Source organism: Vibrio ostreae (assembly GCF_019226825.1).
Lineage (GTDB): Bacteria > Pseudomonadota > Gammaproteobacteria > Enterobacterales > Vibrionaceae > Vibrio > Vibrio ostreae.
Window position 1 is genome coordinate 1,277,538 of record NZ_CP076643.1, and the last position, 14,101, is coordinate 1,291,638.

General features: G+C 50.0%; 10 protein-coding genes, 4 tRNA genes and 1 pseudogene. 3 read left to right on the top strand and 12 right to left on the bottom strand.

Annotated features, from left to right (window positions below):
- Positions 1 to 163 precede the first annotated feature (163 nt).
- Both KNV97_RS11910 and KNV97_RS11915 read right to left on the bottom strand, forming a co-directional pair.
- Positions 164 to 1,477, bottom strand: coding sequence for a methyl-accepting chemotaxis protein (locus KNV97_RS11910; RefSeq protein WP_136484040.1), 1,314 nt, complete (start codon positions 1,475 to 1,477; stop codon positions 164 to 166).
- A 191-nt stretch (positions 1,478 to 1,668) separates the two neighbouring features.
- Positions 1,669 to 2,316 carry a thiopurine S-methyltransferase gene (locus KNV97_RS11915; RefSeq protein ID WP_136484041.1) on the bottom strand — a complete coding sequence of 216 codons (648 nt, stop codon included), beginning with the start codon at positions 2,314 to 2,316 and terminating at the stop codon, positions 1,669 to 1,671.
- Between the two features lie 319 nt (positions 2,317 to 2,635).
- On the opposite strand from KNV97_RS11915, the gene KNV97_RS11920 reads away from it, so the two are divergent.
- Positions 2,636 to 3,412 (top strand): nucleotidyltransferase family protein, encoded by a 777-nt coding sequence (locus KNV97_RS11920; RefSeq protein ID WP_136484042.1) that lies wholly within the window; start codon positions 2,636 to 2,638, stop codon positions 3,410 to 3,412.
- Between the two features lie 75 nt (positions 3,413 to 3,487).
- On the opposite strand, the gene ihfA is transcribed toward KNV97_RS11920, so the two are convergent.
- From ihfA to pheS, 3 genes and pseudogenes are all read right to left on the bottom strand, one after another.
- On the bottom strand, positions 3,488 to 3,784 hold the full coding sequence (ihfA, locus tag KNV97_RS11925) for an integration host factor subunit alpha (protein ID WP_136484043.1): 297 nt from the start codon (positions 3,782 to 3,784) through the stop codon (positions 3,488 to 3,490).
- Between the two features lie 450 nt (positions 3,785 to 4,234).
- Positions 4,235 to 6,622, bottom strand: coding sequence for a phenylalanine--tRNA ligase subunit beta (gene pheT, locus KNV97_RS11930; RefSeq protein WP_218563209.1), 2,388 nt, complete (start codon positions 6,620 to 6,622; stop codon positions 4,235 to 4,237).
- A gap of 18 nt (positions 6,623 to 6,640) precedes the next feature.
- Positions 6,641 to 7,623: pseudogene (gene pheS, locus KNV97_RS11935) on the bottom strand (phenylalanine--tRNA ligase subunit alpha).
- A gap of 376 nt (positions 7,624 to 7,999) precedes the next feature.
- Here pheS and KNV97_RS11940 point away from each other — a divergent pair.
- Complete coding sequence (locus KNV97_RS11940) at positions 8,000 to 8,500, top strand: GNAT family N-acetyltransferase (protein ID WP_218563210.1); 501 nt, start codon at positions 8,000 to 8,002, stop codon at positions 8,498 to 8,500.
- Positions 8,501 to 8,694: 194 nt separating this feature from the next.
- Entirely contained in the window at positions 8,695 to 9,777 is a 1,083-nt protein-coding gene (locus KNV97_RS11945; protein WP_218563211.1) for a PQQ-dependent sugar dehydrogenase, read from the top strand.
- A 61-nt stretch (positions 9,778 to 9,838) separates the two neighbouring features.
- Here KNV97_RS11945 and KNV97_RS11950 read toward each other — a convergent pair.
- From KNV97_RS11950 to uvrY, 7 genes are all read right to left on the bottom strand, one after another.
- Positions 9,839 to 9,914 (bottom strand) — tRNA-Gly (locus KNV97_RS11950).
- 22 nt (positions 9,915 to 9,936) lie between these two features.
- A tRNA-Leu gene (locus KNV97_RS11955) sits at positions 9,937 to 10,023 on the bottom strand.
- Between the two features lie 68 nt (positions 10,024 to 10,091).
- A tRNA-Gly gene (locus KNV97_RS11960) sits at positions 10,092 to 10,167 on the bottom strand.
- 3 nt (positions 10,168 to 10,170) lie between these two features.
- Positions 10,171 to 10,244: transfer RNA gene (locus KNV97_RS11965), tRNA-Cys, on the bottom strand.
- 273 nt (positions 10,245 to 10,517) lie between these two features.
- Positions 10,518 to 11,075: a CDP-diacylglycerol--glycerol-3-phosphate 3-phosphatidyltransferase gene (pgsA, locus tag KNV97_RS11970; protein ID WP_136484048.1), complete on the bottom strand. Its 558-nt coding sequence runs from the start codon at positions 11,073 to 11,075 to the stop codon at positions 10,518 to 10,520.
- Between the two features lie 46 nt (positions 11,076 to 11,121).
- On the bottom strand, positions 11,122 to 12,951 hold the full coding sequence (uvrC, locus tag KNV97_RS11975) for an excinuclease ABC subunit UvrC (RefSeq protein ID WP_136484049.1): 1,830 nt from the start codon (positions 12,949 to 12,951) through the stop codon (positions 11,122 to 11,124).
- Entirely contained in the window at positions 12,951 to 13,595 is a 645-nt protein-coding gene (gene uvrY, locus KNV97_RS11980; protein WP_024374216.1) for a UvrY/SirA/GacA family response regulator transcription factor, read from the bottom strand. The genes uvrC and uvrY overlap by 1 nt, the downstream gene beginning before the upstream one ends.
- Positions 13,596 to 14,101 lie beyond the last annotated feature (506 nt).

The following is a 14,101-nucleotide window of genomic DNA, read 5'->3' on the forward strand; positions in this document are numbered from 1 at the left end:
AAAATAACAACGTCAAACACCAAAGACATTCCCAAGGGCTTTTAAAAATAGCCCTGAAGGAATCGTTCAGGTTGGCTACAAACAATAAGCGCGCCCAAGAGCGCGCTTATTCATACCTATTGTTTACCTGCCAGACAAGCGACCAGCCGGACAATCGCCGACTTTAATCGTTAACCAACTGTCCGACCGTTTCAGCAACATTATTAGCGCCACCACGAATTTGTTCGATCAAAGCCTGAGTGGCCTGCAACTGCTGGTTACACTCAATCACTTTACGTTGAATGTCATCCATCGTCTGACCGGATATCTTAGTCAACTCACTGTTACGCTGCACTATATTGCTAATCTCATCGGTCGCATTCGAGGTGTTTGAGGCTAGCTTACGCACTTCATCCGCCACAACGGCAAAGCCGCGCCCGTACTCCCCCGCTCTGGCCGCTTCAATCGCAGCATTCAGCGCCAGCAAATTGGTTTGATCGGCAATGTTAGAAATCGTGGTAACAATCTTCGCGATCTGTTGCGACTGTTCTGTCAGCTGTTCCATCAAGGTCGAGGCTTTCTCTACCGAGCGATCAATGTTGTTGGCGATCTCGGTCACCGCATCCAGGGTATTGGCACCATCGTTAGCCATACCGAGCGTATCCAGTGACGTTTGCTGCGCCAGTCTGGATGCACGCTGGATGGATTGCATATGCAGCACCCGCTCCGTGATCTCACTGGCAAACTTCACCACTCGAACCACATTACCATTATGATCAAAAATCGGGTTGTAGGTCGCTTCCAGCCAGATAATGTCTCCCTGGCGGTTGAGGCGCTCAAACAGGCCGGACTTAAAATCACCGCGCGCCAGCGACGGCCAGAAATCACTCTGCTTTTTCAAAAACTCATCGGTGCAGAACATACGGTGATGTTTGCCCTGAATCTCTTCCAGGCTATAACCGACGGTGCGGCAGAAGTTTTTATTCGCGTTGAGAATATGGCCATCAGGCGTAAACTCAATAAACGCCAGCGACTTTTTCAACGCATAGAAAATGGCATCCTGACGCTTGAGCTGTAATGTTTCTTTCGTCACATCACTGGCGACTTTAACCACTTTCACTGTCTTGCCACTGTCGTCTTGCACCGGGATATAGGTTGCTTCAATCCAAATATCACTGCCGGTTTTGGTTATACGTCGGAACGTACCGTGTTGTGGCTGTCCTTGCGCCAGTTCACGCCAAAAAAGTTGATACTCCGGACTACTAGCCAGTTTAGAATCACAAAAAATACGGTGATGCTGACCTTCTATTTCCTGCGCTGTATAACCAACAGCCTGCAGAAACGCATCGTTCGCCGCCAGGATCCGTCCCTCGGTAGTGAATTCGATATAAGGAACGCTCTGTTTAACAGCATTGAGGATGTGCGAAGCCGAGCTCATCTCACTCACTTGCTCTGGTGACAATTGGGGATTTTGTTTACGGCTACCAAAAAGAAACATACTAGGACCTCTGTTCTTGCGGCAAGCGACCGCGGTTTAAGGAATAGCCACAACGTTCTTTGCGTTGTTTATTTTTTCCACCTCGCAAAAAGGAGGCCACCCAGCGAAAAAAGGAGGCGTATTTTAGCGTATAGCGCCCCCTTTGCAATCTCTATTTTGACAATTCAATCATCAGGTAATCGCGCACTCTGTTACGACTCGATCAGCCACACTTCCTCGGCAAAACGAGTCAATGCCTTATCGCCGCGCTTCGGTTGCTGGGCTTCACTGTCATCACGATGCAAACGGGTGACTTTAAACTCACCAAACAAAGCTTCAACCTCGTGTTGCGGCACACTAAAGGGAGGACCACTCATTTCGTTTTGATCATAATCCAGGCTAACCAGTAAAATACGCCCACCGGGACGCAGTAATTGCTTTAAGCGCTGCGCGTAGTCTGTACGCATCTCTTCGGGCAACGCCACCAAAGCCGCTCGGTCATAAATCAGGTCAACCGACTCCAGCGGCGCTGTAAAAAAGTCTCCGGTGTAAACCGACAGTTCATCAAACTGATACAGTTCGTGCTGACTGTTTACCTGAGTCACCAATGGAGTATAGAAGTGTTCTGCAAAAAACGCGCGTACCGCGATCGGGCTCAGTTCAACACCCTGAACATCATCATGTTTTTGAGCTAACCACACCAAATCTTCGCTTTTGCCACATAAAGGCACCAATACGCGATCTTCGCGCTTGGGTTGTGTCGCATGCCAGTAGTCGGTCAGCAGCGTATTGACATCCATCTGATGGAAACCAATTTTATTTGCGGCCCATTTCTGGTGCCAGAATTCTGGATCTTTCATACCCGCTCCGTGAAGATTTCCGAGCCCGCTAGAGTACCCAATTCCGGCACGATTCGGTAGCCGCTTTTCAAATTCCGGTCAGCATTTTGTGAAAGACACACTTGGTTACATGCTTACACGGAACTGTTTATGCTAATAATCGTCTGAATTAACGAGGATTGTGGTGTGATCTTGACCACAGTGTCTACAAGACGACGCAGCGTAGAATTGAATTTTAGCGCTCTCACCCACACCTCATAGAAGAGCAGCAGCCGTTTATCTCGTGTTAGGGCCTTTTAAATGCCACGTTTGACCTAACAGCGTAAGTTAAGGAGAGGGAATGAGCCTACTGCTACGAACGACTGCTTTAATGCTTTTGGTACTGAGCCGTGCGCCGGCATTCGCCGCGACTCTGCCGTATGACGTGTCAGCGGAAGAGACACGTGAAGAGTCCCGAGATCAGGTCAGTGCCCGATTTTTTAAACATAGCCTGAGTGGGCTATACGCCATCCATACCAGCGAACGTAACGTGCTGCAGCCTTATCAGGATTTAGATACCCTATACAGCCATGCAGCACAGGCGCAAACCGAATTAGAAACTCTGTGTCAAAGCACCGCTATGCTAACCTCTACCCAAGCCTACTTTGCCGGAGTAAAGTCTTACCCGCGTGCCGCAAAAAAAGTTGAACTCGAATTTGATGGCAACGCACAGCGCATTACCGACCTTGCGCGTGCCACATTAATCGCCGACGATGTACCAAGCCTGGTCGAAGCTTATGAAGTACTCAGCCGCGAAGCCACCATAGTCAAAGTCAAAAACCGTTTTAAAAATCCGGCACCTTCCGGCTATCGTGACCTCATGGTTCTGATTCAACTACCCGGCAGCAAACTAATAGCGGAAGTCCAGTTGCATCTGAAAGCCATCGCTGATGTCAAAAGCGGCCCAGAGCATCAATTGTATGAAGAGATTCAGGCGATTGAACGCAGAGCAGGACAGGAAAAACGTGGTCTTAATGACTGGGAGCAGGCCAAAATTCATCACATACGACAGCACTCGCGCGATCTGTACCAGAACGCATGGCAGCCGTATATCACAACCCGGATTCAGGCGGCATAAACAGCACGCTGCGCTGCTTGACCCGGCAGGAAAAATGAAAAGACCACGCAGCGATGCGTGGTCTAATGCGCGGTCTTATTCGGACGGTTCTATATTCTCGACTCGGGCTTTTAGTTTTTGCCCTGGGCGGAACGTTACGACACGTCGAGCGGTGATCGGAATATCCTCACCGGTCTTAGGATTTCGTCCCGGACGTTCATTCTTGTCTCGCAGATCGAAATTACCAAACCCGGAGAGCTTTACCTGTTCGCCACTTTCTAGTGCTTTGCGAATCTCTTCAAAAAACACCTCCACCGTTTCCTTGGCATCCCGTTTACTAAACCCAAGTTTTTCAAACAGGTTTTCAGCCAAATCGGCTTTTGTGAGCGCCATAAAACTTCCCTCAAAGCTATGTTAAACCTTGCTGCCCAGTGGCAACACCAAAGCAACTTTTACTCAGCCAATCAATAACCTATCGGCTTTCTCTGGAAAGTGTATGCCAACCGTATGATTTTCGCCAACTTTTTTATCCTTCTATTACAATTCAATCAGTTACAAAAGGGCGATATACAGGTGAAAAAGCAACACGTGACATCAAATTGAGTAAAAAATCACTGATATTTTAGTCAGTTATCATGAGTATACCAAAATCTTCAGAGGTTCTCTCTAGTTAGAGAGTAGGAAATTTTTTTGTTCCGCCAAAAATTTTTTCAAATTGATCGTAAAATCAGGTGCTTGCTCACGCTATTTCCACCAAATGCAGCAAAATAGCCGATAATTGACAAATCGCGAATAAAAAAAGAGCAGACCGAAAGGCCTGCTCTTTCCACTCATTACACCAGATTAGTCGCGCAGAGCCGCACCAAATGTCTCAGACACATGAGCAACAATCGAGTCAACAGCGCCTGCGATGTCCGCATCTTCCAGCGTACGCTCGCCGGATTGCAGCGTCAGCGCGATAGCCAGGCTCTTCTTACCTTCCTCGACACCTTTACCGACGTAAACGTCAAACAGTTTGGCATCTTTGAGGAATTCACCGCCCTGAGCCAGGCAGGCATTAACGATTTCACCGGATGCTACGTTCTCATCAACAACCACAGCGATATCGCGACGGTTAGACGGGAACTTAGACAGTGCCACCGCTTCTGGGATCACTTTGCTGTTGATTGCAGACCATTCAATTTCGAATACGATGGTGCGACCATTCAGGCCAAACTTACGCTCCAGTTCAGGGTGAACAGTACCCAGGATACCCACTTCTTTGCCGTCAACCACGATAGCCGCTGACTGACCAGGATGCAGTGCCGGATGCTTAGCGGCAGTGAAACTGTACGCTTTGCCATTCGCGGTCAGTTCCAGAATCGCTTCCACATCGCCTTTCAGGTCAAAGAAATCAACCGTGGCGGTATCAATATTCCAGTGCTCTTCGCTGCGGGTACCAGAGATAACACCTGCCAGCATCGGCTCCTGGCGCATACCATTTTCTGCCGCTCGATCCGGGATAAAACGCAGACCTTGTTCGAACAGACGGACACGTGGCTGTTGACGTTTCTGGTTGTGAACCACAGTGTTCAACAGACCTTGCAGCAGGCTCAAACGCATCGCAGACATATCGGCTGAAATCGGGTTAGGCAGAACCAGCGGCTCAACATCCGGCACGATCAGTTTTTGCTGCTCTGGCTCCACGAAGCTGTAAGTGATCGCTTCATGGTAACCACGGTCAACCAGCAGATCACGCACACGTTTCAGTGGCAGATTCGCTTCTTTGTGCAGGTTCATGTTCAGAGCCGCAGCCGGAGCCTGGTTTGGAATGTTGTCGTAACCGTAGATACGGCCAACTTCTTCCACCAGATCCTGCTCGATAGCAATATCAAAACGCCAGGTTGGTGCCGTTGCCGTCCAGCCTTCAGCGTGACTTTCAACACTCAGGCCGAGACGCTGCAGGATTTCAACCACGTCCGCATCAGCAATGTGATGCCCCAACAGGTTATCCAGTTTGCTGCGACGCAGAGTCACAGTGTTTGGTGTTGGCAGATCCGCCGCCGATTCAGCCGCCACCACTGGCGCTACGTCGCCACCACAGATGTCAACCAGCAGTTGAGTCGCACGTTCCATCGCCGCGTGTTGCAGTGCGTAGTCCACACCACGTTCAAAACGCATGGATGAATCGGTGTGCAGGCCGTAGCTGCGAGCGCGACCACGGATATAATCCGGTGCGAAGAACGCACACTCCAGCATCACGTCTTTGGTTTCTGCACTCACACCTGAGTGCTCGCCTCCGAAGATACCGGCCAGCGCCAGCGCTTTCGAATTGTCTGCGATAACCAGAGTGTCTTCGTTAAGTTCCGCTTCGTTGCCATCCAGAAGCGTCAGTTTCTCGCCCTGCTCTGCCAGACGCACCACGATGCCACCGTCGATTTGTGCCAGGTCAAATGCATGCATTGGCTGCCCCTGCTCCAGCATCACGTAGTTAGTGATGTCAACCACAGGGTCGATAGAGCGGATACCGCAGCGGCGCAGTTTTTCCTGCATCCACAACGGCGTTTTTGCTGCAACATTGACGTTTTTAACGATACGGCCAAGGTAACGCGGACAAGCAGCCGGCGCTTTCACTTCAATCGCAATGGTGTCATCAATAGAAGGCGCAACGGCTGCCACTGAAGGCTCAGTCACGTCAGTACGGTTAAGCACGCCCACTTCACGCGCCATACCACGGATGCTGAAACAGTCAGCGCGGTTTGATGTCAGGTCAACATCCACAGTCACATCGTTCAGACCCAGGAACTCACGGAAGTCAGTGCCGATAACCGCATCTTGTGCCAGTTCCATGATACCGTCAGAATCAACGTCGATACCCAGCTCAGAAAACGAACACAGCATGCCGTGTGAAGGCTGGCCGCGTAGCTTCGCTTTTTTGATTTTGAAATCACCCGGAAGCACTGCGCCAACGGTTGCCACAGCCACTTTCAGACCCTGACGACAGTTTGGTGCGCCACACACGATGTCGAGCAGTTCTTCTTCGCCCACATCCACTTTGGTCACACGCAGTTTGTCAGCATCAGGATGCTGGCCACATTCCACAACGTGACCGACTTTAACGCCGTTAAAAGAACCCGCAACTGGCAGGACATCATCCACTTCCAGGCCGGCCATAGTAATTTGATGAGTAAGCTCGTCAGTGGTAACCGCAGGGCTTACCCACTCACGAAGCCAAGATTCGCTGAATTTCATAGTGATTAAACCTCTGGATTACTTGAACTGTTTTAGGAAACGAAGATCGTTTTCGAAGAACGCACGCAGGTCGTTCACACCGTAACGCAGCATGGTCAGACGCTCTACGCCCATACCGAATGCGAAACCAGAGTATTTTTCAGGGTCGATACCAACACTGCGCAGTACATTTGGATGCACCATACCGCAGCCCAGTACTTCCAGCCATTTACCGTTCTTACCTTTCACGTCCACTTCTGCAGAAGGCTCTGTGAACGGGAAGTAAGACGGACGGAAACGCACTTCCAGATCTTCTTCAAAGAAGTTGCACAGGAAGTCATGCAGGATGCCTTTCAGTTGCGCGAAGTTAACGTTTTCATCCACCAGCATACCTTCCACCTGGTGGAACATTGGGGTATGTGTCTGGTCGTAGTCGTTACGGTAAACGCGGCCCGGTGCGATAAAGCGCAGTGGTGGCTGGCTCTCTTCCATAGTACGAATCTGAACACCTGAGGTGTGAGTACGCAGCATCAGCTTCGGATTGAAGAAGAAGGTATCGTGATCAGTACGCGCCGGGTGATCGTCAGCAATGTTCAGGGCATCGAAGTTATGGAAATCGTCTTCGATTTCAGGACCAGACTCAACAGTAAAGCCAAGTTCACCAAAGAAGCTTTCAATACGCTCGATAGTGCGGGTTACCGGGTGCAGACCACCGTTTTCGATACGACGGCCAGGCAGGGTCACATCAATCGTTTCCGCAGCCAGTTTGGCTTCCAGTTCAGCACGTTGCAGGCTGTCTTTACGCGCAGCAATCGCTTTTTGAACCGTTTCTTTGGCGACGTTGATTTCCTGACCAGCAGCGCGACGCTCTTCTGGTGGTAGTTTACCCAGGCTCTGAAGCTGAGCGGTCAGCTCACCTTTTTACCCAGATACTGAACACGCACTTCATCCAGTGCGACTAACGACTCCGCAGCATTGATGGCTGCTGTCGCGTTAGCAATGATCTCTTGTAGATGTTGCATCGTTTCCTCGTCTGCTAAGGAGCAGTTTCCTTAAGGAGCCCGAAAGGGTTACCTTGGTGCCCTTTTGGGGTACCGATAAGGGTAACCATAAGGGTTTCTTGGGGGTTTTTAAATAGCTGTACATAGTAACGAAAGCTGCTGTCAAAGCCAAATTGAAATCCGCTTTGACGCGACTTTCGCGTATTTGTTAGGCAGCTTTTTTCCTCTGGTTAAAGAATTGTTTCCAAACCAGGCCGGAAAAGGGCGCCGCCAAGACAAAAACAGCCCATCACGACTGGTTACGGCAACTAAATTTACCCCTTTCAGCTCAGGTTTTATGCTATGTTGCTGCACTAACCGAGATGAATAAAACCCGAATAATATGAGGTCACTCACTATGCAATCCAAGCAATCCGAGCAATCAGATATTTTCCCCATCTCAGCCGAATTTGATTCGTCAATTGGTGACATTATTCAAAAGGTCGGCGCGGAGTTCGGCGCTATTGGTGAAGGGTTCGGTCCGTCGGATGCCGAGGTCACGCAAATGAGTCACTATTACCGGCTGGATAATGGCTGGGGCTACTGGGTCGCGACACTGAATGGCGACGTGGTCGGCGGTGGCGGTATTGCTCCTTTCAATGGTAGCGACAGCGTGTGTGAACTGCGAAAACTGTTTCTGCTGCCGCAAAGTCGTGGCCATGGACTTGGCAAAAGACTCGCGGAGCAATGCCTGACTTACGCACGCCAACAGGGCTTTCGTGAATGTTATCTCGATACACTGTCGACGATGACCAGTGCTGTGCGCTTGTATGAAGCCCTTGGCTTTCAACATTTATCTGCGCCTATGCCCGGTACTGAGCATAACGGCTGTGATGTCTGGATGCTAAAGCAACTGTAAACACGTCTCCTCTTTACGCACCTCTCCCCTGATGTAAATCCCACCCCTGATTTGTGCGGTTCATCCCCTGAACCGCATGATTCCAGACAGGCAAAATGTAACCGTTTCTTAACGCCTGACCAATTGCATATCTGAACTGCTAAGCTGTCTACAGTGACAACACATGTCTGTCAGAAACTATCAGGGAAAAGATTATGGTACGTTGGTTAAGCGGCTCGGCTCTCAGCGTCGCGGCAGTATTAGCGGTCAATTCGCCAGCCTGGGCCTATCAGGCCGAAAAAGTCATGAGCGGTTTAATGGTTCCCTGGGGAATGAGTTTTGTCTCCGATACGCAGCTGCTGGTGACAGAACGCAACGGCGATTTGGTTTTGGTTGATCTGCCCTCGCAGAGTAAAACGTCGCTGCTCAGTGTTGAGTCTGTGTATGCCAACGGCCAGGGCGGCCTGCTGGATGTGGCCCTGTCACCGCGCGATCCGAAAACCTTCTATTTTACCTACAGCAAACAGCGTGATTCAGGTTCCGATACCACGTTAGCGGTTGCGACATGGGACGGAAAACAAGTTAAAGAGTGGCACGATTTATTGGTTACGACCTCTGGCTCTGACACTTCACGCCATTACGGCAGTCGCATCACTTTTGATGACCAGCATCTGTACTTTTCCGTGGGCGATCGAGGCAAGCGTCCGAATGGCCAGGATCTCAGTGTCCACTCCGGCAGTATTCTGCGCCTCAATCTCGATGGCAGTACACCGGATGATAACCCGTTCGCCGGCCAGGCTAATGCCCAGGCACAGATCTGGAGTTATGGCCACCGCAACCCGCAGGGGCTGTTTTATGATCAGCAGACTCAAAGCCTGTGGGAAATTGAACACGGGCCGAGAGGCGGCGACGAAATTAATCTGATTCACAAGGGTGCCAACTATGGCTGGCCGAGAACATCACACGGCAAAGAATACTGGGGTCCGCTCGATGTCGGTGACAGTGAAGAAGCGCCAGGGATTGAATCGCCGCGTCAGGTTTACATCCCCTCTATCGCCCCGAGTGGTTTACTGCTCTATCGCGGCCAGCGCTACCCGGATTTGAATGGCAAACTGCTGACCGGTGCACTCAAGCTGACTCACATCAACGTGATTACGCTCGATAGCAATCAGATAGGGGTAAAAGAAGAGCGCCTGGTCGATTCACTCGGCGAGCGAATCCGTGATATCAGCCGTTCACCAGACGATTGGATCTATTTCTCCACCGACAGCGGTAATCTGTATCGGCTCAAGCCTTAGCGATGATTAAACCCCGGACACAAAAAAGCCTGACTCATTAGTCAGGCTTTTTTGTTTAGAATGGAGCGACACACGAGGTTCGAACTCGTGACCTCAACCTTGGCAAGGTTGCGCTCTACCAACTGAGCTAGTGTCGCATGTTCTGCATAAGCAGAGAGATGGTGCCCCGGGCCGGACTTGAACCGGCACGACTCGAAAGTCGAGGGATTTTAAATCCCTTGTGTCTACCAATTTCACCACCAGGGCACGCAAAATTGTTGCGATGGTAACGCCATCTAAAAGTATCGCTGTATCAGCCATACTAAAATAAAATCTGGAGCGACACACGAGGTTCGAACTCGTGACCTCAACCTTGGCAAGGTTGCGCTCTACCAACTGAGCTAGTGTCGCAAATGGAGGCGCGTCCCGGAGTCGAACCGAGGTCCACGGATTTGCAATCCGCTGCATGGCCACTCTGCCAACGCGCCTTCGTGTACTTATTCGCTGACGCTTTACAACGTTGCTCCTGAGTACGGGATTGCATTCTACGGATTCGATGCCTTGAGTCAACACAATTTTTTTGATTTTAAATCGTTTGTCTATTTTACATTCAGAAAGCGTTAAATTGCTCATTTTGACGACAAAAAATAGCGTAATTTCCTCAACATAACCGACTTCTCTCCGCCGATTTCACGCTGTCAGCACTGCTAAAACGTCAAAGAAATAATGCCGAAACAAAAAACGGGCCGAAGCCCGTTTTTCTAATGATGTTCTGCGCTGAGTAAATCGTCTTTCGCGGCAGCGAGATACTGCACCATCGACCAGTAAGTCAGAATGGTTGCGATATAAATTGCGGCGTATCCCAACCAGACCATCCAGTCATCGTAATGCCAAATCAGTACCCACAAAGCAAACATCTGAGTCAGTGTCTTCACTTTACCAATCCACGACACGGCAACACTCGCGCGTTTGCCGATTTCCGCCATCCACTCACGTAGTGCCGAAATAATAATCTCACGCGCAATCATGGTGACAGCAGGAATGGTAATCCAGATATTGTGGTAGTACTCAGTGATCAAAATCAGCGCGGTGGCGACCAGTACTTTGTCGGCGACCGGGTCAATAAAAGCGCCAAAACGGGAAGTTTGGCCCAACTTACGCGCCAACATTCCATCCAGCCAGTCGGTGAAGCCTGCGACCCAGAACACCATTGCCGCAGCAAACGGTGCCCAGCTGTAAGGCAGGTAAAAACACACGACAAATACCGGGATCAGGAAAAGTCGTATTAAAGACAAAATGTTGGGTATGTTCAAACGCATATTTTTAGGCTCTTATCAACTGCGCGTTAATGGTGCGGTATTTTTGTCATTGTTTCAATGCTTGATAAATGTTTTCTGCTAAAGAATGACTGATGCCGGGCACTTTGGCGATTTCTTCCACAGTTGCCCGTTTCAGCTCCTGCAAACCACCCATGTATTTCAGCAACGCCTGGCGACGTTTCGGGCCGATACCCTCGATACCTTCCAACGTACTGGTACGACGGGTTTTGCCCCGCTTTGCGCGGTGTCCGGCGATCGCGTGGTTATGACTTTCATCACGAATGTGCTGAATCAAATGCAGTGCGGGTGCATCACTCGGCAGATGGGACTCTTCTCCATCAGTAGTAATCAGAGTTTCCAGTCCCGGTTTGCGGGTCACGCCTTTAGCAATACCGATCAAACGTGGCCGCTTGGGCCAGTCCTGCCAACATTGCTGTAGAATCTCATGCGCCCGGTTGAGCTGCCCTTTACCACCATCAATAAAGATAATATCCGGGATCTTATCGACATCCAGCTGTTTGCTGTAACGTCGCTCCAGTACCTGCCCCATCGCCGCATAATCATCACCGCCGGTAATGCCGGTAATGTTGTAACGACGGTATTCCTGCTTCACCGGCCCTTCCTGATTGAAGACCACACAAGACGCAATGGTGCTTTCACCCATGGTATGGGAGATATCGAAACATTCCATACGGGCGATACTGGTCATCCCCAACTCTTCCTGCAACGCTTTGAAGCGTTGACTGATGGTCATCTTATGATTGATCTTACTGGTCAGTGCCGTCAGCGCATTGGTGTTCGATAGATTCAGATAACGACGACGGATGCCGGTCGAGTTAGCATGGAAGGTGACTTTACGCCCCGCCAGCTGGCTCAGAGCCGCCTGCAGCGCGCTGGTGTCTGGCAGCAGTTCCTGATTGAGGATAATACGGCTCGGGACAGTGCGCGCCTCATTATGGCTGAGGTAATACTGACTGAGAAAGCTTTCGAACACTTCCTGCTGGGTGGTTTTGTTTGGGATCTTGGGGAAATGGCTGCGACTGCCCAGTACCTTACCCTGACGAATCATCAGGATGTGAATACAGGCGATGCCATTCTCCTGAGCAAAACCGAGTACATCCATGTCATCCATGCTGTCTTCCGAGACGAACTGCTGCTCCTGTACCCGGCGGATAGCATGAATCTGATCGCGATACTTGGCTGCCTGCTCAAAACGCAGTTCCTGACTCGCCTTTTCCATTTTGGCGATCAGGATTTCCAGCACCTGTTTATCTTTACCCTGCAGGAAAAGACGAACATAGTTGACCAGTTCGGCGTACTCTTCATCGGAGATAATGGTGCTGACACAAGGCCCGGCGCAACGCCCGATCTGGTACATCAGGCACGGTCGGGTACGGTTGCTATAAACCGTATCTTCACACTGTCGTACCGGAAAAATCTTCTGCAGCAGATGCAGCGTTTCACGCACTGCCCCGGAGTCCGGATAAGGCCCGAAATACTCCCCTTTGCGCTTTTTCGCGCCACGATGCATCGACAAACGCGGATGTTTATGGCCGCTGATAAAGATATAGGGGTAGGATTTATCATCCCGTAACAACACATTATATTTTGGCAAATACTGCTTAATATAATTGTGTTCCAGGATCAGAGCTTCGGTCTCGGTATGGGTCACCGTGACGTCGATTTTCTCAATATGACTGACCAGCGCCTTGGTCTTCTCACTGTCAATTTTCTTACGAAAATAACTCGAGAGGCGCTTTTTCAGATCTTTGGCTTTACCGACATAAATCACTTCAGCCTCGGCGTTGTACATACGGTACACGCCAGGCTGATTAGTGACAGTCTTTAGAAACGAAACAGAATCAAACGCAGACACTACAACTTCTCGGTATCCAGCATTCCGTGACGGATCGCCAGGTGCGTCAGTTCAACATCACCGCTGATGTCGAGTTTGGCAAACAGACGATAACGGTAGCTATTGACCGTTTTAGGACTCAGGTTGAGTTGCTCCGAAATATCGGTCACTTTCTGCCCTTTGGTGATCATCAGCATGATCTGAAGCTCACGTTCGGACAAATCGGCAAATGGATTTTCAGAGGCTGGCGAAAACTGGCTCAAAGCCATCTGCTGCGCTATTTCCGGAGAAATATAACGCTGACCACTGTGCACCACGCGAATGGCATTCACCATTTCATCCGGGGCGGCACCCTTGGTCAAATAGCCTGCCGCTCCGGCCTGCATAACTTTGGTCGGAAACGGGTTTTCTGTATGAACGGTTAACACGATGATTTTCACGTCAGGATTGAAACGCAGAATCTTTTTGGTCGCTTCCAGGCCACCGATTCCAGGCATATTCATATCCATCAATACAACGTCAGCATGGTGATTACGACACCATTTGACGGCTTCTTCACCGCTATCAGCTTCCCCTGCTACGTTCATTCCACGGACGTCTTCAATAATACGTCGTATCCCTGTGCGAACCAGCTCGTGATCATCTACAAGGAAAACACTTATCAAACTTGTATCTCCACACTTAACTAATGGCTCTGCACCCACCGAGGTAGTGGATAGCAGCATGGCTGCCCTAGTCTAACTTAAATTAAACTTTTTGCTTACCCTGAATATGTGCTGAAACGCAAACTTTAGCAAGCACTTATTAATCCTTAATGTCATTGATTATGCATTATTTATTAAATCAATAACTTAAGAAAACTTTCAACCTCAGAGTACCGCGCAGCACGCTTGCCGTCTACCCCTTTGAACAGAGCTTGCGCAAGTGGCTGAATCGGTTCAATGAACAAAAACAGCTCATCTTGCTTAAGGTATCAGCAATCAGGCCCGGATCTGGTGGTTAAAAGCAGGATTGCGTCCGCTTTACACGAAAATTTGTTATAGTGCTCAGTCAACGACACTTCCAGCGACCCAAGAGCATGTCTGATGACGTCCCGGCACTGCCCTACGCGCAGTAACCACCCGTATTATTATATGCAATTTTCTTGGCCCGCTTGTGGACAAAGTCGCAG

Excerpts from the sequence above, each read along its gene's own strand:
- KNV97_RS11910 (WP_136484040.1), bottom strand. The coding sequence starts at position 1,477 with ATGTTTCTTTTTGGTAGCCGTAAACAAAATCCCCAATTGTCACCAGAG.
- KNV97_RS11915 (WP_136484041.1), bottom strand. The coding sequence starts at position 2,316 with ATGAAAGATCCAGAATTCTGGCACCAGAAATGGGCCGCAAATAAAATT.
- KNV97_RS11920 (WP_136484042.1), top strand. The coding sequence starts at position 2,636 with ATGAGCCTACTGCTACGAACGACTGCTTTAATGCTTTTGGTACTGAGC.
- ihfA (WP_136484043.1), bottom strand. The coding sequence starts at position 3,784 with ATGGCGCTCACAAAAGCCGATTTGGCTGAAAACCTGTTTGAAAAACTT.
- pheT (WP_218563209.1), bottom strand. The coding sequence starts at position 6,622 with ATGAAATTCAGCGAATCTTGGCTTCGTGAGTGGGTAAGCCCTGCGGTT.
- KNV97_RS11940 (WP_218563210.1), top strand. The coding sequence starts at position 8,000 with ATGCAATCCAAGCAATCCGAGCAATCAGATATTTTCCCCATCTCAGCC.
- KNV97_RS11945 (WP_218563211.1), top strand. The coding sequence starts at position 8,695 with ATGGTACGTTGGTTAAGCGGCTCGGCTCTCAGCGTCGCGGCAGTATTA.
- pgsA (WP_136484048.1), bottom strand. The coding sequence starts at position 11,075 with ATGCGTTTGAACATACCCAACATTTTGTCTTTAATACGACTTTTCCTG.